We start from the raw sequence: 20,141 nt of genomic DNA, 5'->3' as shown, positions 1-20,141 counted from the left end.
CGTGGCTGCCTAATGTGATGGTTCACGCCTCAGAGTGCAACGGCCTTGTGCCAGGGCCGTCGCGCCCATTAAGCAATCTTTTGTTTAAAAACCTTCCAAGACCAGTTTGCCAATTGTACTGTTGCTCTCAATAAGCGCGTGCGCGCGTTTTAGGTTCTCAGCGTTAATAGGGCCTAACACCTCGCCTAAGGTGGTTGTTAGCCTTCCATCATCGACCATGGCCGCCACTTCTGCGAGCAGATCGTGCTGCTTGGCAAGATCTTCGGTGGTGAATAACGGGCGGGTAAACATCAGCTCCCAATGCAGCGAAAGGCTTTTCACTTTGAGCTTCCGTACATCGATCAGTTCCGGGTCATCAATAAGAGCCAGTTTCCCCTGAGGCTTAAGGGCTTCAACAATGGCCTCAAAGTGGTGATCGGTTTGGTTAAGGCTAATCACCATATCCACCCCGTCAAAGCCTGCCACTTTAAGCGCCTGATCAAGTGGTTGGTGGTGGTCAATCACTGCGTCCGCGCCTAGCGACTTCACCCAGGATTGGCTTTCGGGCCGAGACGCCGTACCAATAACGGTAATATCGGTGAGCTGTTTGGCAAGTTGCACGAGGATTGAGCCCACGCCCCCCGCTGCGCCAATCACCAACAGGCTTTTGCCTTGGGTATCGCGCATGCCCAGCTCTAGCCGGTCAAACAGCAGTTCCCAAGCGGTAATGGCGGTTAATGGAAGCGCAGCGGCTTCAGTGTCAGAAAGGCTTTTTGGCGCTAGGCTGGCGATGCGCTCATCGACCAGTTGAAACTCGGCGTTAGAGCCTTGGCGAGCAACGTTACCCGCATACCACACCCGGTCACCTGGCTGAAAACGCGTAACGGCGCTGCCAACGGCATCCACAATGCCCACAGCATCGTACCCCAGCACTCGCGGCTCGCCGGTTTTCGGCAAGGCGCTGTTGCGCACTTTGGCATCAACGGGGTTTACGGAAATGGCGCTAACCGCAACACGAATATCGTGGGCTTCTGGTGCTGGGATCGGTAACTCAATCTCTTGAAGTGCATCAGGATGATCAATAGGCAGACTTTGGGTAAAGGCAATCGCTTTCATAATGGGGAGTCTCGTGAGTTGTCGTTGCGCCATCATGCCTGGATGTTGTTTTGCTAAAAAGAGGGGTAATCTCGCTAACAGTTTCTAATAAATTTTGAAGATGGCAGGCGCCAGGGGATTTAATGCGTGTCGATGATCTAAAAGTGCTGACCTATGCCGCCGAGCACGGCAGCCTTTCTGCCGCTGCGCGGGAGTTAGCGATTACGCCAGCGGTGGCCAGTGTGGCCATCAAACGTTTGGAAGACGCGCTAGGCACACGGCTATTGGTGCGCTCTACCCGCAGCTTGCGGCTAACCACCGCGGGCGCACACTACCTTGTGCACGCTAAAGCGGCGCTTAATGCTCTTAACCAAGGCGAGAAAGAACTTCACCGCGAGCGCCAAGAGATTGCTGGAGAGCTCAGCCTTGCCATGCCTTCCGACCTGGGTCGTAATGTGCTGCTGGGCTGGTTGGACACCTTTATGGCCCAGCACCCTCAGTTGCATTTACGCCTGCGAGTAAGTGACCGCGTGAGTGACCTGTTCCGCCAACCCGTAGAAATCGCCCTGCGATACGGCGTTCCGGAAGACTCCAGCCTCGTCGCATTGCCGCTTAAAAGCGATAACTATCGCGTGGTATGTGCCTCTCCAGACTATATTACGCGTCATGGCAGTCCTGCTTACCCCGACGATTTACACCAGCACAACTGTCTGTGTTTCGTGCTTGGCGAACGTGTTCATAACCAGTGGAAGTTCGGTAGTGACAACATCAACGTAAAAGGCAATCGGGTGAGCGACGATGCCGATTGTGTGCGGCGCTGGGCATTGGCTGGCGAGGGCATTGCTTACAAGTCACGGCTAGACGTTGAAGAAGATCTTCGCAATGGTCGCCTAGTGGCAATGCTGGAGGAGTTTCCCTGCGAGCCAACGCCGCTTTACCTGGTGTGCCCTCATCGCCTTTCATTGACGCCTGCCGTGATAGCGTTAAAAGACTTTCTTATTCAGCAGTTAAAAGGTTACAGCCGCTAGCGACTGAGGTCAGGGTTTAACATCAACTTGTATTGCGAATCACTGATATAGGCGTTTATAAAAGGGTTACGCGATTACGTTGTGTTAGTGACATTGCCAGCAGACCAGGAGAACACCATGTTTCATGGGTTTGAAAAACAAATGCGCCACGTTAATGGCGTCGAGATCGCTTTTCGAATGGGTGGTAGAGGCCCGGCACTGCTACTGCTTCATGGCCACCCTCAGACCCACGTGATTTGGCACAAAGTGGCAGATGAACTTACCCAACATTTCACCGTTATCGCCGCGGATCTGCGCGGATACGGTGACAGCAGTAAACCTGACGACGACCCCGAGCATCTTAATTACTCCAAGCGCGCCATGGCTGCCGATATGGCAGGGCTTATGAGTGCGCTCGGTTTTGAGCATTTTAAAGTGCTGGCCCATGACCGAGGCGCGCGGGTCGCCCACCGTTTAGGGGTTGACCACGCTGAGCGAGTAGAGCGTATGGTGCTGTTGGATATCGCTCCGACGCTGGCAATGTATCGCGGTACCACCGAGGCTTTTGCACGCAGCTATTGGCACTGGTTCTTCTTGATTCGTCCCCAGCCGCTGCCGGAAATGCTGATCCAGAGCGATCCCGCCCAGTATCTGAAAAGCGTAATGGGTGCCCGTAGTGCCGGTATGGCGCCTTTCTCCCCGGAAGTGCTGGCGGAGTACGAGCGTTGCCTCGCGCTACCCGGTACGGCTACCGGCATTTGCGGCGACTACCGCGCCAGCGCCACGATTGATTTAGCGCACGATCAGGCAGATATCGACGCGGGTGTAAAACTCACCTGCCCGATAAAAGTGATGTGGGGCGCTGAAGGCGCTATTGAAGCCTGCTTCGATGCTTTAAGCGAGTGGCAAAAAGTCGCCACCGATGTAGACGGCAAAGCGCTGCCTTGCGGCCACTACATCGCTGAGGAAGTTCCCGAAATGCTGCTTGAGGAAGCACTGTCGTTTCTATGCAAGAAAGGATGACAATAGTGTTTAAATGAACCGATCATAGCCTGGCGGCAGATCGGTTTATTTATTTCCGTCTTTAACGCTCGATACTGCTAACAATAAGTGCCGCATTGACGCCACCAAAACCGAATCCGTTGCACAATACATGCTTAGTGACGTGCTTCTGATGAGTCGCTGTGACGAAGGTTAAATCCTGCATATCATCATCGCAGTGCTCAAGATTGATGGTGGGCGGAAGTTGCTGCGTATTGGCTGCCAGTACAGAAAAAATACTCTCTATGCCTCCCGCTGCGCCTAGCAGATGGCCTGTGGCGGCTTTCGTTGCCGAAATAGGAATGGCAGGCAAGCGCTCACCGAATACATTACGCAGCGAGGCAATTTCAGCCCGGTCGCCAACGGGAGTAGAGGTGGCGTGGGCATTGATATGATCAATAGCATCAGTGGTAAGGTTCGCCATGCCTAGCGCCGCTTGAATCGCTGCCGCTGCGCCGGCCCCATCTTTTGGGCCTGCCGTTAGATGATAGGCATCTGCGCTGGTGCCGTAGCCGCTAATCACCGCTAACGGCGTTGCCCCCCGCGCGACCGCATGTTCAAGCGTTTCGATCACCATAACGCCAGCGCCTTCTCCCATCACAAAACCGTTACGGGCTTTATCAAAGGGTCTGGACGCGCGTTCCGGGGCGTCTGATTCTGTGGAAACGGCCTTCAAGGCGTTAAAGCTGGCGAGTGAAAGTGGATCAATACACGCTTCGGCGCCGCCGACGAGGGCAATATCGGCTTCTCCGTTACGTATGATGCGCATACCGTCGCCAATCGCCTGTAGACCTGCCGCGCAAGCCGTCACCGGGCACCCCAGTGGGCCTTGAAAGCCATAGCGAATGGACAGGTTGCCCGCAGCCAAATTGGCCAGAAAGGCGGGCACCGTGAAGGGGGAGAGCTTGCGATAGCCGCGCTCAGCAAGGGTTTTTTGAGCCTGCGTAATGGTAGGGAAGCCGCCAATGCCAGAACCAATAATGGTGGCCGTTCGGCGTTTTTGAACCTGCTCAACAGGGAACCAGTCGGCCTGTGACAGCGCCTCTTGGGCTGCCGCCAACGCGTAGAGGCTGAACAAGTCCATTTTGCGCTGCTCTTTGGGGTCGGCTATCTCATCCAGGTCAATACCACCGGTGGGGTCGTGGTGAATGCTCGGCACCACCCCGGCAATTTTGATCGGGATACTGCTTGTATCGAAGCGGTCAATGGTGCTGATGCCAGACTGGCCGTTAACCAGTCGCTGCCAACTTGTATTGACGCTGTTTCCTAGCGGGCTGACCATACCCATGCCGGTAATCACGATAGGCGATTGCATAGTGACTCCTGAGTTTTTGATATGGTCACCCTAGCAATGGGCAGTATATGATCAAGATAATATTTAGCTGCCGTATGACGAGGTGAATATGCCTTACCCCAAGAGCCATAAATCGAAAACCAAAGAGCGCATTTTGGCTTCGGCAACGGAGCTATTCAGCCGTAATGGGTTTCAAAAGGTATCGATTGACCAGATCATGAAGCTAGCCAAGATGACGCATGGCGCTTTTTATGCACATTTCGCTTCAAAAGAAGCCCTTTACAATGAGTCTGTTCGCCTAACCATTGATAACAGCCGGGCGGCCAGACTGGTAAAAGGCCCACTTTCGTTACAACACCTAACCGAGCTAGTCGCTAACTACTGCAATCTCCAAGAGCTGGAAACTAAGCATAGGCCGGGGCCTGAAGCGGTACTATTCAATGAAATTGGCAGTGAAAAAGCAGAAATCCGTACCCTGTTTGAAGCGTCATACATGAGCATGAAAAAAATGCTTGAAACGCGGTTGATCGCGCTGAGTAAGTTGAAACAACTCCCCTTTGCCAATGACCGCAAGGCGATTTCGGATAAATCCCGGGTCATATTGGCCTCCCTGGTAGGAGCCGTCGCCATTGCCAAAAGCCTGCCGGGAGAGGCGGAGCGCAAGCAGGTATTGATAGCCACACAACGCCAGATTTTACTCATGCTCGGGGTCAGCGAAGCTGAGGCAGAGCGTATGATGCAAGCACAATAATTCGGCTAGCTCAGGAAAAGTCCTCCGAGATGCTGCTTGTAGTAAGCACAACCATTTTTGCACGACGTGTGGTAGATGATTTGGGCGACTGCCCAAGACGAAGCGAGTAAAAAACTGGATAATGGGCCCCAATTCGCCTGGCGCGCTATGTGTTTAATAGCCTCGGCACACTCATTACTCTGGACGCCCGCTCATGGAAATCAAAGTTAACTATCTCGACAACCTCCGCCTGGAGGCCAAGTTCGATGATTTTACGGTCATCTCCGACCAGCCGATTCGCTATAAGGGCGACGGCTCGGCACCGGGGCCGTTCGACTACTTCCTGGCGTCTTCTGCCATGTGCGCGGCCTACTTCGTGAAGGTGTATTGCAACGCCCGGGATATTCCTACCGAGAATATTCGTCTTTCCCAGAACAATATTGTCGACCCAGAAGATCGCTATAAGCAGATTTTCAAAATCCAGGTCGAGCTGCCTGAAGATATTTCTGAAAAAGATCGCCAGGGCATTCTGCGCTCCATCGACCGCTGCACGGTCAAGAAAGTGGTGCAAACTGGCCCTGATTTCCAAATCGAGACGGTAGAGAACATCGACGAGGACGCCCAGGCATTGTTGATGGGCGCGCCGGAAGGCGGCAGTACCTATATAGAAGGTAAAGACCTGCCGCTGGAGCAGACCATCGCCAATATGAGCACGATCCTTGCAGACCTCGGCATGAAGATCGAAATTGCTTCCTGGCGCAATATCGTGCCTCATGTCTGGTCGCTGCATATTCGCGATGCGGCTTCACCGATGTGCTTTACCAACGGCAAAGGCGCCACCAAAGAGAGCGCGCTCTGTTCGGCATTGGGCGAATTTATCGAGCGCTTGAGCTGTAACTTCTTCTATAACGACCAGTTCCTTGGTGAGGAAATCGCGAACAGCGACTTTGTTCACTACCCCAATGAGAAGTGGTTCCAGCCGGGCCCGAATGACGAACTGCCTGCGGAGATTCTCGACGAGCACTGTCTGGCGATCTACAACCCGGAAGGCGAACTGTGCGGCTCCAACCTAATCGATACCAATTCGGGCCGTGAAGATCGGGGTATTGTTTCGCTGCCCTTTGTGCGCCAATCCGATGGCGAAACGATCTACTTCCCCTCCAACCTGATCGAAAACCTGTTCCTGAGTAACGGCATGAGCGCGGGCAATACCCTAGTAGAAGCTCAGGTACAGTGCCTCTCGGAAATTTTCGAGCGGGCGGTAAAACGGGAAATCCTCGAGCAGGAGTTGGCTCTGCCGGATGTGCCGCAGGAGGTGCTGGCGAAATACCCCAGCATTGTCGAAGGTATTAACGCTTTGGAAGCTCAAGGCTTTCCGGTGTTGGTGAAAGATGCCTCCATGGGCGGGCAGTTCCCGGTCATGTGCGTGACCTTGATGAACCCGCGCACCGGCGGCGTGTTTGCTTCCTTTGGCGCCCACCCAAGCTTTGAAGTAGCGCTGGAGCGCAGCTTGACCGAGCTGCTCCAAGGCCGCAGCTTCGAGGGCTTGAATGATCTGCCGCTGCCCACCTTTAATTCGCAAACGGTTGCCGAGCCGAACAACTTCGTTGAGCACTTTATCGACTCGGTGGGCGTGGTCTCATGGCGCTTCTTTAGCGCCAAGTCTGATTTTGAGTTCAGCGAGTGGGACTTCTCCGGCAGCAACGAGGAAGAAGCCGAGACGCTGTTCGGTATCTTTGAAGAGCTGGGTGCCGAAGTGTATATGGCGGTACACGAAGACCTGGGCGCACCGGTGTGCCGTATCCTTGTGCCGGGCTACTCCGAAGTTTACCCCATCGAAGATCTGATCTGGGATAACACCAATAAGGCGCTGGATTACCGCGAAGATATTCTCAACCTGCACCGCCTCGACGACGATCAGCTCACCGACCTTGTCGAGCGTCTGGAAGAGAGCCAGATGGATGATCATGCCGATATCATCACCCTGATTGGTATCGAGTTCGATGAGAACACCGAGTGGGGCCAACTGACCATTCTAGAACTGAAATTGCTGGTCTACCTGGCGCTACAGCGCCATGAAGAGGCGCTGGACTGCGTGCAGATGTTCCTGCAGTACAACGACAACACCGTCGAGCGCGGCTTGTTTTACCAGGCAGTGAACGCGGTGCTGGAAATAGTGCTGGATGATGAGCTGGCGCTCGAAGACTATCTGCACAACTTCCAGCGCATGTTCGGTGTAGACACCATGGCGGCTGTTGTTGGCTCGGTGAGTGGAGAAGTGCGCTTCCACGGCCTAACGCCCACTAACATGCAACTGGAAGGCCTGGAGCGCCACCAGCGCTTGATTGAAAGCTATAAGAAGCTTCATGCGGCTCGGGCGGCTAAAGCGGGTATTTAAACGTTTATTGATTCTCACCAATGCAACGGTGCGCAGCTTTAAAAAGTACGCACCGTTTATTCGATGCTCATCGCTGATGCAGAGAGGGTAACAACTGCACACTGATTAGCCCTCAATGCACAGCCACATGGTAGGCCGCAGCGAATTTTCCCGCCATATCCGCAAGGCGTCTATCCAGTGTCCATAGCTGCGTATCGGGCGTGATGAGTGTAGAGGCAAGCAAGCACATATCGACTAAACCGCATCCCAGGCCATAGAGCTTTTCGCGTTCGATGAAATCCATCACTTCCGACAAGCTAGCTTGCTGACATGACCGCAAGAGGGCAACACTTTCTAACGTTTGGATGCGTGGGGAAGGGGGTGTGCCGCAGGCTAGTTCAACCAAAACCATTGGGTGGTTGAGTACAAGATCCTTTTCGATCAATTCGACCAGGGCATCGTTTCGTTTTCTGAAATGATCCACCCAGACCGATGTGTCGACTAGCACGCTCATTGCGTTGAAGGCTCCTCGCGTCGGCGGGGTATGTCGGGCATCTCTGGCGCAGTCCCGCCTAAGGCTGCAAGGCGCCGACCGGCTTGTATGCGGACATAGGTCTTCATGGCCTCGCGAAAGAGGTCTGATGGTTTATCCATTCCGGGCTCGGCAAACGCCAATGCTTGCTCGTACAACTCATCGTCAATGGTAACAGTGGTTCGCATCGTTCATTCCTGTCTAGCCGTTCACTAGCTTGCATCAATATTGATGTTATTTAACATCAATATGTGCATCTCCTCAAGCGGGCATAGCAATAACACCAGCAGATGACTGCTCGGTGCATCTCACTAGCGCTCATCATCTCGCGGGGCTGCATACGCCTGATGCACTCTGATGCACCCGCTGATGCAGTGAGTGCATACAACTGCAACGCTGCGCCAAATTTAATCCTGCCCCACGCTTGGTAAAACATTCTCCGCGGCGCGAATTCCAAAAGCGCGATAGCAACGACGCGAATTCCAACATAACGCTAATATAAAAACGCGGAGAGAATCACATGCTCGATATGCTCAATGACCTCCTGTGGGGAAAGGTTCTGCTAGTGCTGCTGGTGGGGGTTGGCATCGGTTTTACCGTTGCGTCCCGCTTTGTGCAGTTTCGCTATTTTGGTGAGATGTTTCGTATCCTCGGTTCCGGACAAGCCTTTAAGCGTAATAAACACGGCCATTTAAGCTCGTTCCAGGCGCTGGTGCTTTCGGTTGCCGGGCGTGTCGGTGGCGGCAACATCGCCGGTGTAGCGGTGGCGATTACGCTGGGTGGCCCAGGGGCGATTTTCTGGATGTGGCTGGTGGGTTTAATGGGTATGGCTACCAGCTTTTTGGAGTGCACCCTGGCGCAGACCTATAAAGAGGCCGAAGGCGACGGTACTTACCGCGGCGGCCCGGCGTACTACATTGTTAAAGGACTGGGAAAACAGTGGCGCTGGCTAGCGGCTTTTTATTCGGTACTATTACTGTTGACCTTCGGTTTTGCCTTTACCGCGCTGCAATCCTATGCGGTGGCAACCTCTTTCGGCGATGCTTTCGGCGTGCCGGTGCTGTATAGCGGTATTGCTCTGGCGATGCTGGTAGGGCTGATTATCTTCGGCGGTATCAAGCGTATTGCGCGTATATCTGAGTTTCTCGTACCCTTTATGGCGGTGAGCTATATCGCCATTGCGCTGCTGGTTATCGCCATGAATATTAGCGAAATCCCTGGTGTGATTACGTTGATTGTGAAGAGTGCCTTCGGCCTTGAGCCGTTGATTGGTGGCGGTATCGGCGCGGCGATTATGATGGGCTTAAAACGGGGTTTGTTCTCTAACGAAGCGGGCCTGGGCAGTGCGCCCAACGTTGCCGCTGTTGCCTACGTGCCACACCCGGCCAACCAAGGCATCGTACAGGCATTCTCAGTCTTTATCGATACGGTGATTATCTGTTCGGCCACGGCGTTTTTGATTCTGCTTAGCGGCGCTTATGATCCCTCAGCGGGCGCTGGCGTTGAGGGCATCGCTCTGACACAGGCTGCACTGGCCGACCATGTGGGGGAGTGGGGGCGTACTTTTGTCAGCTTGGCACTGCTGCTATTTGCTTTCAGTACCATTCTCTACAACTACTACCTTGGCGAGAACAGCCTTAACTTCTTCAGCCGCGACAACCAGAACCTCTTTAACGCTTTCCGTGTGGCTATCGTGCTGCTGGTTTGTTGGGGGGCGACGACCGATTTGGGCACCGTGTTTGGTTTTGCTGATGTCACCATGGGTCTGCTGGCGGTGGTCAACCTGATCGCGTTGATCATGCTGTTCAAGTGTGGTCTGCGCATTTTGAAAGACTTCGATGTGCAGCGTCGGCAGGGCATCAAACAGCCGATTTTTGATGCCAACCAGCATCCCGATCTCGACCTGGATCCGAAAGCCTGGGAGCTAGAGCCCAAAGAGGCTGAAGCGTTAAAACAGCGCCTTGAAGGCGCGCCTGCGAAGTAAGCAGTTACCTAGACTGCACCGATAAGGAGGAGCGCCCATGCCCCGCGTACTGATGCTCTATACCGGTGGGACGATTGGTATGCAGCCATCGCCACAAGGTTATATACCTTGCGCGGGGCTGGCCGAACGCCTGGCGGCGCACCTAGCGCTGGGAGACCCTTACCGGCTGCCAGCGTTTGATGTGATTGAGATGCAGCCGCTGATTGATAGCTCCGAGTTAATGCCCGAGGCGTGGAATCGTTTGGTGGCAGCATTGGAAACGCACTGGCAGGCTTATGATGCCTTTGTCGTGCTTCATGGCACCGATACTATGGCTTACAGCGCCGCGGCGCTTTCGTTTATGCTCGGTACGTTGAACAAGCCGGTGATCTTTACCGGCTCCCAAATTCCATTGTGTGAGCCAAGAAGCGATGCGCTGAACAATGTGGTCAGCGCTCTGCAGCTTGCAGCTCACCCCGCGACACCTTGCGAAGTCACCCTGGCGTTTCACGATCGACTGTTGCGCGGTAACCGAGCCCGCAAGGTGCGCACTCAAGGCTTAGATGCCTTCGATTCACCCAACTTCCCTTGGCTTGCCGAGCTTGGCATTGGCATTAGTTTTCCCCAACCTTCGGCGCTGCTTAGCGGTAAACCGAATTTTGTACCTATTGAGGTGGACGATGAGGCTGTGGCGGTACTGCCTCTGCATCCAGGGATGTCACTGCGCCGTGCCAAGGCGCTGCTGGAGGATAAAATGCTAAAAGGGCTGGTGCTGTATAGCTACGGGGTTGGCAACCCGCTTAGCTTTGAAGGCGAACTGCTTAATGCCTTGAAGACGGCTAACGAGCGAGGCGTCGCGCTGCTTAACGTCACCCAGTGTGGCCAAGGCGAGGTAGTGCAAGGCGCCTACGCCAGCGGTGCAGCACTTAATCAAGCGGGTGTGATTGCCAGCAGCGATATTATTCTGGAAGCCGCCATCACGAAGCTCACGGTGTTAATTGGGCAAGGATTGGTGGGGCCAGCGCTGCGCAAGGCATTGAGCGCGCCCATGCGCGGTGAGTGTAGCCGTTAAGCTTATCAGCGGGACGAAACGCTCAGCGCGGTGACGGTTAACAAGATGATCCCCATACCGACCATTTGTATAACGCTTAGGCTTTCGTTTAACACCGCTACCCCAAACAGGGTAGCGGTGACCGGCTCCACCATGGCCACCATGGAGGCTAACGCTGGCGCCGCATGTTTAATGCCGACCACATAAAGCAGGAATGAGAGGCCCGCGCCCAGAATACCCAGCGCTACAAACAGCGGCAGCGCCGGGGCGTTAATAACGCGGATCACCTGGGGAATATCCGCTGGTAGCAGCAGCGTTATTGCTAATACGGTGAAGGCAATCATGAGAATAGCGGATGGACTGCCATGGGGGGCAGCATACTTAAAGCCAAAAATGAACAACGCATAAGAGAGCCCGGCAAGCAGACCCGCACCTACACCAATGAGCGATAGCCCGCTGGCGCCAATGGCATAGAGCTTGGTTAACAGTACCACCCCCACCATTACCATCGCGATGGCCAGCCACTTGGCAGCGGTAGGGCGCTCAAGCTTAAGGGCAAATGAAACGAGATAGACAAACACCGGAGCGCAGTACATCAAGGTGGCCGCGACCGCCACATTGCCATACTCAATACTAAGAAAATAGAACGTGAAGTTACCTGCCACGCCAAGGCCAGCCACCACCGACCAGAACCAAAGCTGCCTGCTGTTCAGCCCGCTATGCCGACGCTGAAACAGTAGCCAAACAAGCGCGAAGAAAAGTCCTACAAATCCTCGATAAAATGACACGACAGCCGGATCCCAACCGCTGTCTAACAGAATGCCCGCGATTCCTCCGGAAATTCCCCAGAAAAAAGCGGCGAGCGCAATCAACATTGTGCTGGCGCCTGCCATATTTCACCTTTCATCCTTGGGCGGTTAACACCTGGGAGCAACGGCTGCTTAAATACACACCCTTGCTTAATAGGCTACTGGTCTGCTGCCTGCAAACCTTTAGACACCTAAAAAGTAGACGCTGTGCGCCATGAACGAAAGCTACTGACCCACGGTTCACCCAAAGAACCAGTAGCACACTAAAATGGCCGTGATGATGCCCGCAGCGTCTGCTATTAAGGCGCAGCCTAAACCGTGACGAATACGGGTAATGCCCACGGCGCCGAAGTAAACCGCCAGCACATAAAAGGTGGTTTCGGTACTGCCTTGCATGGTGGCCGCGAGCAGGCCTGGGAAGCTATCGACACCGAAGGTGTTCATGGTTTCAATCATCATGGCGCGGGCGCCGCTGCCGGAAAGTGGTTTCACAAAAGCGGTGGGCAGGGCGTCCACAAAGCGGGTGTCCCAGCCAAAGCTTTCTATTATCCAGCGAATACCGCCTAAGCCAGCGTCTAACACGCCGCTGGCGCGCAGTACGCCGACCGCCACCAGCATAGCGATCAAATAAGGCAGCAACGTGATGGTAAAACTCAGCCCCTCTTTGGCGCCTTCAATAAAGGCGTCATATACCCTTACACCCCGTAACGCCCCGACCACTAAAAACATCATCACGATGCTAAATAGCGTCAGGTTACCAACTAGCGTAGAGGCCGCTGCAAGCGCCTGAGCGGACATGCCGGCCAGCGTGGTGATCAGTAGCCCCATCGCAAGTGCCGCAATCGCTAAATAGGCTAGCACCACGGGCTGCCAGAGTTTTAAGCGTTGCATCACCGCCACCGCCAAAAGCCCCGCCAGGCTGGAGGCGGTTGTCGCCAGCAGAATAGGTAAGAAGACCAGCGTGGGATCAGCGGCGCCTTGCTGGGCGCGGTACATAAAAATCGTTACCGGCAGTAGCGTGAGCGACGAGGTATTAAGCACCAAAAACAGAATTTGCGCGTTGCTGGCGGTCTCACCGCTGGGGTTAAGGCTTTGCAGCGAGTGCATCGCCTTGATGCCAATCGGCGTGGCGGCGTTATCCAGGCCCAGGATATTCGCCGCGAAGTTCATACTGATTAGCCCCATAGCGGGGTGGCCGCGGGGAACCTCTGGCATCAAGCGACAGAACAGCGGGTCGAGCACCCGCCCTAGCAAACGAATCAAGCCCGCCTTTTCGGCAATCGAAAGAAACCCCAGCCATAGCGTCATGGTGCCCAGCAGCACCAGAATGATATCGACGCTTACCTTCGCCATATCGAACAGTGACTGCACCAGACGGGCAAAGACCTCGCTATCGCCACCTACCAACCACTGCCAGAGCGATGCCGCAAACGCAGCGATAAAGAAGCTTAACCAGATTCCGTTGAGCATGGGGAGTGGGCATCCTGGGGGGGGGTAAAAGTTTTTATATCTCCAGCAATGCCGTTTATCCTAACCAATGAACGCCCGTTACCGCTAACCCGACAGCGAAAGAAAAAACAGAATCAGCGGCGGGGAAAGCAGTGAAAGGATAAACCCGCTGACCACGGCAATGGGCACGCAGGCCACGCCGCCGTGCTGCTGAATAACGGGCAGAGTGAAATCCATGGAGGTGGCGCCGCCGTAGCCAATCGCCAGGGCGGTATGGCGATGAATTACCAGCGGAATCAGGATAAACGCCAACAGCTCCCGAGTCAGGTCGTTGAAGAACGCCACGCCGCCCATCAACGGGCCAAGCTGGTCGCCAATCAAGATAGCCGAGAGTGAGTACCAACCAAAGCCTGATGCCATTGCCAGGCCTTCGTTCCAGCTTAATGAGAGCAGTGGGGCGGCAGCCAAGCCTGCTAGCAGCGAACTTATTGCCAGCGTTACTGCAATCGACAGGCCCATGCGGTTGAGTAAGATCTGCCTGAGTGGCATACCGGAGTTGCGTAACTGGCAGCCGATCAGGGCTAGCAGCAGGTAGAGCACCCATTCGGCCAGTAAATCTGCGCTGTTGAAAAGCCTTTCACCCAGGTGTGGCCCAAGCAGCAGGCCAGTGATCACACCCCCAGCCACCACGGCGACCAACAGCAGCGACCCCTGCATGGCCGCCAGCTTGCTGGTGGGGGCGTCTTTGACCACCGGCGAGTTGCCTGCCTTAAGCGTTAAACGGCGCGATAGCCACCATAGCGCTGCTAAATTAAACAGCGTGGTAATGCTAAACAGCAGCAAGGCGTTGCCGCCCAAGCGTGAAAGCTGACTAGACAGATTCTCCAGGCCGGCAAGGCTTATGCCCATGAACAGTAGAATAAGATAGACCGAGCTATTAACCGCTCGATTGATCAAGTTTTGTAACTGTACGGAACGGACGCGAACTAGGTAGCCCAATAAAAGCGGTAATAGAACGATCAATAAACCTGAAAACATTTAGGGCGTCGCGCCCCCGTTTGGGCTGAAGTTAGTCAGTGTTAGCTGTGTTTCCCGGCTGCCCTCTTTTTGGTACACCACCGAGAGAATCAGGCCGGGCCAGTCAGGATGAAAACGAATCTGTAGCAGGCGGTCAGGCTTTTCCACATCGATGAGCGATACGTTGAGTGCTTCGAACTCGTCGCCCGGCATCCCCATACTACCGGGGTCAGCTACCCGCTGTTTTTCAACATAGTATTGGAAATGCTCATCACGCCCTTTGTGATCGACAAACTGAATATCGCACGGGGCGCTCTCTGTGCACTCTTCGTGATCTGCTCGGCGCGATAGGTCAAAGAGCGCCGTCTGACGATCTAAGGTGGGAATATCACGTTCGCTCAGTTGGTAACTGTCCCCCACGCCCAGCAACGAATAGCTACTGCTATAGAGCAACGCGTGGGTATTATTATCGTTCAGCGAAAAACGGCTGAACTCCTGGCCGCGTGCCACGGTGACTGAAAAGCGCATATCGCTTAACCAGTGATTTCCTTCGTTAGAGAGGCGATGGGTAATAGTGGCCCCAGGCCAACCGCGAACCTCTAGCCGGTACTGTGCTTCAAAGGGACGAGGGTCTTTGAGTGTGTCTGCTGCTAACGCCATATCGCTGGAACACAAGACAGCAAAACTCAGCCCCATCCCTGCTAGCAAGCGGCCAGGCAGTCGTGCGAGAACATTGACCAAGAGCCTTCCTCCATAAAAACGTATCTTCCTAAGAGCCTTTTAGACTGCACTTGGTTCCCAGCGTGCCAGTATAGCCGCTGGGGGCCTCGTCAGTAACCTGCCTCGGGGTTGATCGTGGAGAGTTTTTCGCCCGATTCAAAGGCATGCACGTAAGAGATCACTTGGTCGATGGCATCGTTAAGCGGGGTAGGCGCCGCCATATGGGGAGTGACGATTACCCTGGGATGCTGCCATAACGGATGGTCAGACGGCAGCGGCTCTTCATGGAATACATCCAGCAACGCACCCCGCAGGTGGCCCTGCTGGTTACTGCTACCCAGTGCTTCTAATAGCGCCTGTTCATCAATCAAACTACCCCGACCAGGGTTAATCACACTAGCGCCTTGGGGCAATTGGGCCAGCCGCTCGGCGTTGAGAATATGTTGAGTGGCGGCCGTATCGGGCAAAATGGTGATCAGGCTCTGCACTTGGCCGAGCAGTTCGCTTAATCCATCATCGCCATGAAAGCAGTGCACGCCGCTGATCTGCTTGGGGGAGCGGCTCCAGCCCAGCACCGGGAAGCCCGCTTGCTGCAAGGCACTGGCCACGAAGCTGCCAATAGCGCCCAGGCCTAACACACCCACCGGCCACTGAGCTTTTTCCACCACCTCTTGCGGTTGCCAAGTGGCACTATGTTGCTGGGTGGCATAACGATCCATACTGCGGTAAAAGTGCAGCACGCCATATAGAGCGTAATCGGCCATCAGTTCGCCCATACCCGCATCGCGTAATTTTACGATGGGTACGTCTTTAGGCAGGCCAGGGGTTTTCAGCAGATAATCCACCCCTGCGCCTAAATTAATGATGCCTTTGAGCTGGGTCTGCTCTTGCAGTATGTGTGCTGGAGCCTTCCAGATGGCGAGATAGTCAGCCTCTTTACGTTCATCTACCGGCGCTTCGCTGGTGAGTACGGTGGCTTGGGGCAAGGCTTCCGCAAGTGCGGCTTGCCACTGATCAGCCTCATCAATATGCACAACAATTTTCATCGCCATCCCCTGTTGATAAAAGTGTCATTACTGCAAGCTATCATGGTGAGCCCCAAAGCTCGTTGCAAGCTCGCTTAGTACAAATAACGATGCCGTATGCGCTTTTTGTCATAAAGCCTTTGACCCCCAACCAATGGTCGGTGCTAGTATCGGGTTAAGACGACATTGGCGGGCCTGCTGCAAGCGCGGCAGATGCAACCCCGACGCCTGATCGGTGGTGGCCAGGTCGATCCTGTGGCCCAGCGTTGCGTGCCTATGGTAGGCAGTACGTTGGTTCTTGGTGATCTTTAATGGCGAGTTGCCCGATGACTCAGGTTTCCCTGCCTTTCACGCGCGAAGAGTACGCTACCCGCCTGTGGAAAGTGCGTGCTGAAATGGCCAGTCGAGGCATTGACGTATTGATCGTCAGTGACCCTTCCAATATGGCTTGGCTAACCGGCTACGACGGTTGGTCGTTTTATGTGCATCAGTGTGTGCTGGTGGGCCTTGAAGGCGAGCCGGTATGGTTCGGGCGGCGCATGGACGCGAATGGTGCGCTACGTACCTGCTGGATCGACCCTGACAATATTACCTACTACCCGGATTACTACGTACAGAATCCGGACATGCATCCCATGGAGTATCTGGCTCAGTCGATCATGCCTGATCGCGGCTGGCACTTGGGTGTGGTGGGTATGGAGATGGATAACTACTACTTCTCCGCCAAAGCCTATCTAAGCCTGCTGAAAGAGCTGCCCCATGCGCGCTTTATGGATGCCAATTCGCTGGTGAACTGGTGTCGGGCGATCAAGTCGCCCCAAGAAGTTGAGTACATGCGTATTGCCGCCAAAATTGTCGAAGGCATGCATACGCGTATCCTGGAGGTGATTGAGCCAGGCTTGCCCAAGAGTAAGCTGGTGTCAGAGATTTACCGCGTTGGCATCGAAGGTTTTGTGGACGAAAACGGCAAAGTGTTTGGTGGCGACTATCCTGCCATAGTACCCATGCTGCCCACTGGTAAGGACGCCGCTGCGCCGCACCTGACCTGGGACGACACGCCGTTTCGCAAAGGGGAAGGCACCTTCTTTGAGATTGCCGGGGTGTTTAAGCGCTACCACGCACCAATGTCGCGTACGGTATTTCTGGGTACGCCGCCGACGGATTTTATTCGCGCGGAATCCGCCCTTCTGGAAGGTATCGAAAACGGCTTGGCAGTCGCCAAACCCGGTAACCGCACGGCGGATATTGCCATGGCGCTGGGGGCGGCGATGGATAAATACGGTTTTGACCGCGGCGGTGCCCGTTGTGGTTACCCCATCGGTATTTCCTACCCGCCTGACTGGGGTGAGCGCACCATGAGCCTACGTCCCTCCGATGAGACTATTCTGGAACCGGGCATGACGTTCCACTTTATGCCAGGGCTCTGGGAAGAGAACTGGGGCTTGGAAATTACCGAGAGTATTTTAATTACCGAAGATGGCTGCGAAACCCTGGCCAATTTCCCGCGCCAGCTGTTTGTAAAGTAGCGGATTGTAAAAAGGAACCTCCAATGACCGATCAACCGAGCCAACTGCGGCCGAGCCCTATTTCTGCCACCGTTGATTTTGATGCCGATGGCGTACAGCACGGCTTTTTAAAACTACCGATTTCTACCGATGAGTCTGCCTGGGGCGCGGTGATGATCCCCGTGACCGTGATTAAGAACGGCGACGGCCCCACGGCGCTGTTGACCGGCGGCAATCACGGCGATGAATATGAAGGCATCACCTCGCTGTTGAAGCTCTCTTCAACGCTGAAGGCAGAAAATGTGACCGGGCGAGTGATTATCGTACCGTGCATGAACACTCCAGCGGTGATGGCGGGCAAGCGTACCTCGCCGATGGACAAGGGCAACCTCAACCGCAGCTTTCCCGGCGACCCCAACGGCAGTGTCACGCCGCAAATTGCCGACTACTTTACCCGCGTGTTGGTGCCCATGGCGGACGTTGTCCTCGACCTGCACTCCGGTGGTCGGACGCTGGATATCCTGCCGTTTGGCGCCTCCCATGTGCTTGACGACAAAGCACAGCAGCAGGCTGCTCTGGAAGGTGCCAAAGCGTTCGGTGCCCCCTATGCCATGGTGATGTTTGAGCTGGATGCAGAAAAACTCTTCGATACCGCCTGCGAGCGCCAGGGCAAAGTATTCGTCGCCACTGAGCTGGGTGGGGGCGGCACTTCGACACCTCAGAGCATAGCCATTGCCGAGCGCGGCGTGCGCAATTTCCTGATTCACTACGGCCTGGTAGAAGGTGAAGTGGAGATGCCAGCAGGCGGGCAGATATACCTCGATATGCCCGATGCCAGCTGCTACGTGCAGAGCCAGCACTCTGGCGTGCTAGAGCTGTTGGTCGCGCTGGGGGACGAAGTGAAAAAAGGCCAAACCATCGCCTACGTGTACGACATGACCCGCAGCGGCACCGAGCCGGTGGCCTATAAAGCAGAGCGCGACGGCATTTTAATGGCTCGCCGTGCGCCCTCACTGATCAATATGGGGGATACCCTGGCGGTGATTGCCGATGTTGTTGAACGCCTGGAGGCGTAATCTTCGGCATGATGAAACTTGACCGATATGATCTGAAAATTCTCGACATCCTCTCCCGCGATGGGCGAATCACCAAGTCGAAGCTGGCCGAGGCGATCAACCTTTCGGTCAGCCCCTGCTGGGAGCGGGTAAAAAGGCTGGAAAAAGCCGGGGTGATTGAAGGGTATACTGCGCGCATCAACGCGGATGTGTTGGTGCCGCGCAATCCTGTATGGGTGCAGATTGAACTCAAACAGCACAACGCCGACAGTTTTGCGCGCTTTGAAGCGCTGGTGATGCAAACCCCGGAGGTGACTGAGTGTGTGGCGGTGGGGGGCGGTGTGGATTACCTGGTGAAGTTTGAAGCCCGCACCATCGACAGCTATCAGCGCCTGATGGATAAGTGGCTGGTATCTGACGCGGGGATTGAGCGTTACTTCACTTATATTGTGACTAAAACGGTGAAGAAGGAGCCGTTGGGAATTGACACTGACGGCTCCATGTAGGGTTCACCAATCTTTAACTTTAAGTGTCTATTTCTTGGTTTTCCAGGTATCCAGCCATGCTTGGAAACGGTTACGTTTTCTGGAAATGGCGTCGCCCGCAGCGCTAAAATTATCGCTGACCTCATCAAACGCGGGAGATAAACGGTCACGGCGGAAGCGCCGCCAGCGATAATAGCCGTATCCGAATAGACCGCCAAAGGTGATCAGAAAGAGCGTCGTGAACCAGTTAAAGGGCTTATCTTCGGGGCCATCAACAGGCGTAATTGAAATGGCATTGGGGAAAATAGAAAAGAAGATGCTTCTCCAGCCAAAGTATCTAACAGCGACCCACTGGGGATCTGTTTTGGTGGAGACCAGGTCGTTGGCTTCGGTGTAAAGGTTCGCCGTATCGAATTTGAAATAGGGCGGCCACCCCCAACCAGTATCCTCATTGCGATAGACAATGGTTCGACCATTACTCCGTACACCTTGGATAAATTGCACGTCACGGTTCATCAGCCGCTTCGACTGGGCGGTTGGGTCAGACCAAAAAATGCGTGTCCAATCATCCAGGTCGATACGCTCTTCGTGGGTGTTGACGATACGCACCACGTCGTACTTGGGTAGACTGTAGTGTAAAAAAGCAGCGAAAAGCGTCCAGAAGAGAAGCAAAACAAACCATTTAACATAGACCATCGGGTCGCCTCACATATAGTTAGTAACGTAGAGGGTAAGCAGGATGGCACTTGGCGGCATAACGTAGACCAAGTGAATCAGCTTGCGTCGAAAAGAGCGGTCGTACTGCTGCATGCCTTGACGTATAAAAGTGGCACGACATTTATTTGAAGCTTGCCGTTCCCAGCGCTTGCGTAGCGCTAATCGATGCCTGAAGCGCCTATAGGCGGCGAGAGCGTTATACAGAATCGCCAGGGTTAAAATGAACGTCAGAACAAGTCGCATAAAGGGAAACATCGCGTGTTCCTCCACAGAGCTTGTAAACGGCAACA

Annotated in this window: 20 protein-coding genes; 9 read left to right on the top strand and 11 right to left on the bottom strand. The window is 54.6% G+C overall.

Going from position 1 to position 20,141, the window contains the following annotated elements:
- Positions 1–84 precede the first annotated feature (84 nt).
- Positions 85–1,095 (bottom strand): zinc-binding alcohol dehydrogenase family protein, encoded by a 1,011-nt coding sequence (locus tag OM794_RS16525; protein ID WP_226247685.1) that lies wholly within the window; start codon positions 1,093–1,095, stop codon positions 85–87.
- A gap of 122 nt (positions 1,096–1,217) precedes the next feature.
- Between OM794_RS16525 and OM794_RS16520 the strand changes: the two genes are divergently transcribed.
- Positions 1,218–2,102, top strand: coding sequence for a LysR family transcriptional regulator (locus tag OM794_RS16520; RefSeq protein WP_190374732.1), 885 nt, complete (start codon positions 1,218–1,220; stop codon positions 2,100–2,102).
- A gap of 117 nt (positions 2,103–2,219) precedes the next feature.
- On the top strand, positions 2,220–3,104 hold the full coding sequence (locus OM794_RS16515) for an alpha/beta fold hydrolase (RefSeq protein WP_226247682.1): 885 nt from the start codon (positions 2,220–2,222) through the stop codon (positions 3,102–3,104).
- A gap of 61 nt (positions 3,105–3,165) precedes the next feature.
- Here OM794_RS16515 and fabF read toward each other — a convergent pair whose 3' ends face one another.
- Positions 3,166–4,437 carry a beta-ketoacyl-ACP synthase II gene (gene fabF, locus OM794_RS16510; RefSeq protein ID WP_226247680.1) on the bottom strand — a complete coding sequence of 424 codons (1,272 nt, stop codon included), beginning with the start codon at positions 4,435–4,437 and terminating at the stop codon, positions 3,166–3,168.
- 88 nt (positions 4,438–4,525) lie between these two features.
- On the opposite strand from fabF, the gene OM794_RS16505 reads away from it, so the two are divergent.
- Positions 4,526–5,167 (top strand): TetR/AcrR family transcriptional regulator, encoded by a 642-nt coding sequence (locus OM794_RS16505; RefSeq protein WP_226247677.1) that lies wholly within the window; start codon positions 4,526–4,528, stop codon positions 5,165–5,167.
- A 193-nt stretch (positions 5,168–5,360) separates the two neighbouring features.
- Positions 5,361–7,544: an OsmC domain/YcaO domain-containing protein gene (locus tag OM794_RS16500; protein ID WP_226247676.1), complete on the top strand. Its 2,184-nt coding sequence runs from the start codon at positions 5,361–5,363 to the stop codon at positions 7,542–7,544.
- Between the two features lie 112 nt (positions 7,545–7,656).
- Here OM794_RS16500 and OM794_RS16495 read toward each other — a convergent pair whose 3' ends face one another.
- Positions 7,657–8,037: a type II toxin-antitoxin system VapC family toxin gene (locus OM794_RS16495; protein WP_226247673.1), complete on the bottom strand. Its 381-nt coding sequence runs from the start codon at positions 8,035–8,037 to the stop codon at positions 7,657–7,659.
- Positions 8,034–8,243 carry a type II toxin-antitoxin system VapB family antitoxin gene (locus OM794_RS16490; protein WP_226247671.1) on the bottom strand — a complete coding sequence of 70 codons (210 nt, stop codon included), beginning with the start codon at positions 8,241–8,243 and terminating at the stop codon, positions 8,034–8,036. The genes OM794_RS16495 and OM794_RS16490 overlap by 4 nt, the downstream gene beginning before the upstream one ends.
- 332 nt (positions 8,244–8,575) lie before the next feature.
- On the opposite strand from OM794_RS16490, the gene OM794_RS16485 reads away from it, so the two are divergent.
- The gene (locus OM794_RS16485; RefSeq protein ID WP_226247669.1) at positions 8,576–10,039 is read left to right on the top strand and encodes an alanine/glycine:cation symporter family protein; all 1,464 of its coding nucleotides are present in this window, start codon (positions 8,576–8,578) and stop codon (positions 10,037–10,039) included.
- 37 nt (positions 10,040–10,076) lie between these two features.
- Positions 10,077–11,090, top strand: a complete 1,014-nt coding sequence (locus tag OM794_RS16480; protein ID WP_226247667.1) for an asparaginase — start codon at positions 10,077–10,079, stop codon at positions 11,088–11,090.
- Positions 11,091–11,095: 5 nt separating this feature from the next.
- On the opposite strand, the gene OM794_RS16475 is transcribed toward OM794_RS16480, so the two are convergent.
- The 5 genes from OM794_RS16475 to OM794_RS16455 form a co-directional block, all read right to left on the bottom strand.
- A complete protein-coding gene (locus OM794_RS16475; protein WP_226247665.1) occupies positions 11,096–11,962 on the bottom strand; it encodes a DMT family transporter in 867 nt (288 codons plus the stop codon).
- Between the two features lie 156 nt (positions 11,963–12,118).
- The gene (locus OM794_RS16470; protein WP_226247663.1) at positions 12,119–13,348 is read right to left on the bottom strand and encodes a nucleoside recognition domain-containing protein; all 1,230 of its coding nucleotides are present in this window, start codon (positions 13,346–13,348) and stop codon (positions 12,119–12,121) included.
- A gap of 84 nt (positions 13,349–13,432) precedes the next feature.
- On the bottom strand, positions 13,433–14,365 hold the full coding sequence (locus tag OM794_RS16465; RefSeq protein WP_226247660.1) for a lysine exporter LysO family protein: 933 nt from the start codon (positions 14,363–14,365) through the stop codon (positions 13,433–13,435).
- Positions 14,366–15,085, bottom strand: coding sequence for a hypothetical protein (locus OM794_RS16460; protein WP_226247658.1), 720 nt, complete (start codon positions 15,083–15,085; stop codon positions 14,366–14,368). It lies immediately after the preceding gene.
- 89 nt (positions 15,086–15,174) lie between these two features.
- Positions 15,175–16,110: a 2-hydroxyacid dehydrogenase gene (locus OM794_RS16455; protein WP_226247655.1), complete on the bottom strand. Its 936-nt coding sequence runs from the start codon at positions 16,108–16,110 to the stop codon at positions 15,175–15,177.
- 305 nt (positions 16,111–16,415) lie between these two features.
- Here OM794_RS16455 and doeA point away from each other — a divergent pair, with 305 nt between their 5' ends.
- Genes doeA through OM794_RS16440 form a run of 3 tightly spaced genes read left to right on the top strand, consistent with a single transcriptional unit; the run spans position 16,416 to position 19,155 of the window.
- A complete protein-coding gene (gene doeA, locus OM794_RS16450; RefSeq protein ID WP_226247653.1) occupies positions 16,416–17,615 on the top strand; it encodes an ectoine hydrolase DoeA in 1,200 nt (399 codons plus the stop codon).
- 23 nt (positions 17,616–17,638) lie between these two features.
- Positions 17,639–18,670: a N(2)-acetyl-L-2,4-diaminobutanoate deacetylase DoeB gene (gene doeB / locus OM794_RS16445; protein ID WP_226247651.1), complete on the top strand. Its 1,032-nt coding sequence runs from the start codon at positions 17,639–17,641 to the stop codon at positions 18,668–18,670.
- Positions 18,671–18,678: 8 nt separating this feature from the next.
- Complete coding sequence (locus OM794_RS16440) at positions 18,679–19,155, top strand: Lrp/AsnC family transcriptional regulator (RefSeq protein ID WP_226247649.1); 477 nt, start codon at positions 18,679–18,681, stop codon at positions 19,153–19,155.
- Positions 19,156–19,182: 27 nt separating this feature from the next.
- On the opposite strand, the gene OM794_RS16435 is transcribed toward OM794_RS16440, so the two are convergent.
- Complete coding sequence (locus tag OM794_RS16435) at positions 19,183–19,830, bottom strand: DUF1523 family protein (RefSeq protein WP_226247647.1); 648 nt, start codon at positions 19,828–19,830, stop codon at positions 19,183–19,185.
- A gap of 9 nt (positions 19,831–19,839) precedes the next feature.
- Complete coding sequence (locus OM794_RS16430) at positions 19,840–20,106, bottom strand: hypothetical protein (RefSeq protein ID WP_226247644.1); 267 nt, start codon at positions 20,104–20,106, stop codon at positions 19,840–19,842.
- Positions 20,107–20,141 lie beyond the last annotated feature (35 nt).

The organism is Halomonas sp. BDJS001 (assembly GCF_026104355.1).
Taxonomy (GTDB): domain Bacteria; phylum Pseudomonadota; class Gammaproteobacteria; order Pseudomonadales; family Halomonadaceae; genus Vreelandella.
This window is presented reverse-complemented; position numbering and strand designations above follow the sequence as displayed.

Bases quoted from the DNA above. Each gene is read 5' to 3' on its own strand.
- OM794_RS16435 (WP_226247647.1), bottom strand. From the start codon at position 19,830: ATGGTCTATGTTAAATGGTTTGTTTTGCTTCTCTTCTGGACGCTTTTC.
- OM794_RS16465 (WP_226247660.1), bottom strand. From the start codon at position 14,365: ATGTTTTCAGGTTTATTGATCGTTCTATTACCGCTTTTATTGGGCTAC.
- OM794_RS16455 (WP_226247655.1), bottom strand. From the start codon at position 16,110: ATGAAAATTGTTGTGCATATTGATGAGGCTGATCAGTGGCAAGCCGCA.
- OM794_RS16440 (WP_226247649.1), top strand. From the start codon at position 18,679: ATGATGAAACTTGACCGATATGATCTGAAAATTCTCGACATCCTCTCC.
- OM794_RS16480 (WP_226247667.1), top strand. From the start codon at position 10,077: ATGCCCCGCGTACTGATGCTCTATACCGGTGGGACGATTGGTATGCAG.
- OM794_RS16430 (WP_226247644.1), bottom strand. From the start codon at position 20,106: ATGTTTCCCTTTATGCGACTTGTTCTGACGTTCATTTTAACCCTGGCG.
- OM794_RS16495 (WP_226247673.1), bottom strand. From the start codon at position 8,037: ATGAGCGTGCTAGTCGACACATCGGTCTGGGTGGATCATTTCAGAAAA.
- OM794_RS16515 (WP_226247682.1), top strand. From the start codon at position 2,220: ATGTTTCATGGGTTTGAAAAACAAATGCGCCACGTTAATGGCGTCGAG.
- OM794_RS16505 (WP_226247677.1), top strand. From the start codon at position 4,526: ATGCCTTACCCCAAGAGCCATAAATCGAAAACCAAAGAGCGCATTTTG.
- OM794_RS16500 (WP_226247676.1), top strand. From the start codon at position 5,361: ATGGAAATCAAAGTTAACTATCTCGACAACCTCCGCCTGGAGGCCAAG.
- OM794_RS16475 (WP_226247665.1), bottom strand. From the start codon at position 11,962: ATGGCAGGCGCCAGCACAATGTTGATTGCGCTCGCCGCTTTTTTCTGG.
- fabF (WP_226247680.1), bottom strand. From the start codon at position 4,437: ATGCAATCGCCTATCGTGATTACCGGCATGGGTATGGTCAGCCCGCTA.
- OM794_RS16485 (WP_226247669.1), top strand. From the start codon at position 8,576: ATGCTCGATATGCTCAATGACCTCCTGTGGGGAAAGGTTCTGCTAGTG.
- doeB (WP_226247651.1), top strand. From the start codon at position 17,639: ATGACCGATCAACCGAGCCAACTGCGGCCGAGCCCTATTTCTGCCACC.
- doeA (WP_226247653.1), top strand. From the start codon at position 16,416: ATGACTCAGGTTTCCCTGCCTTTCACGCGCGAAGAGTACGCTACCCGC.
- OM794_RS16520 (WP_190374732.1), top strand. From the start codon at position 1,218: ATGCGTGTCGATGATCTAAAAGTGCTGACCTATGCCGCCGAGCACGGC.
- OM794_RS16525 (WP_226247685.1), bottom strand. From the start codon at position 1,095: ATGAAAGCGATTGCCTTTACCCAAAGTCTGCCTATTGATCATCCTGAT.
- OM794_RS16470 (WP_226247663.1), bottom strand. From the start codon at position 13,348: ATGCTCAACGGAATCTGGTTAAGCTTCTTTATCGCTGCGTTTGCGGCA.
- OM794_RS16490 (WP_226247671.1), bottom strand. From the start codon at position 8,243: ATGCGAACCACTGTTACCATTGACGATGAGTTGTACGAGCAAGCATTG.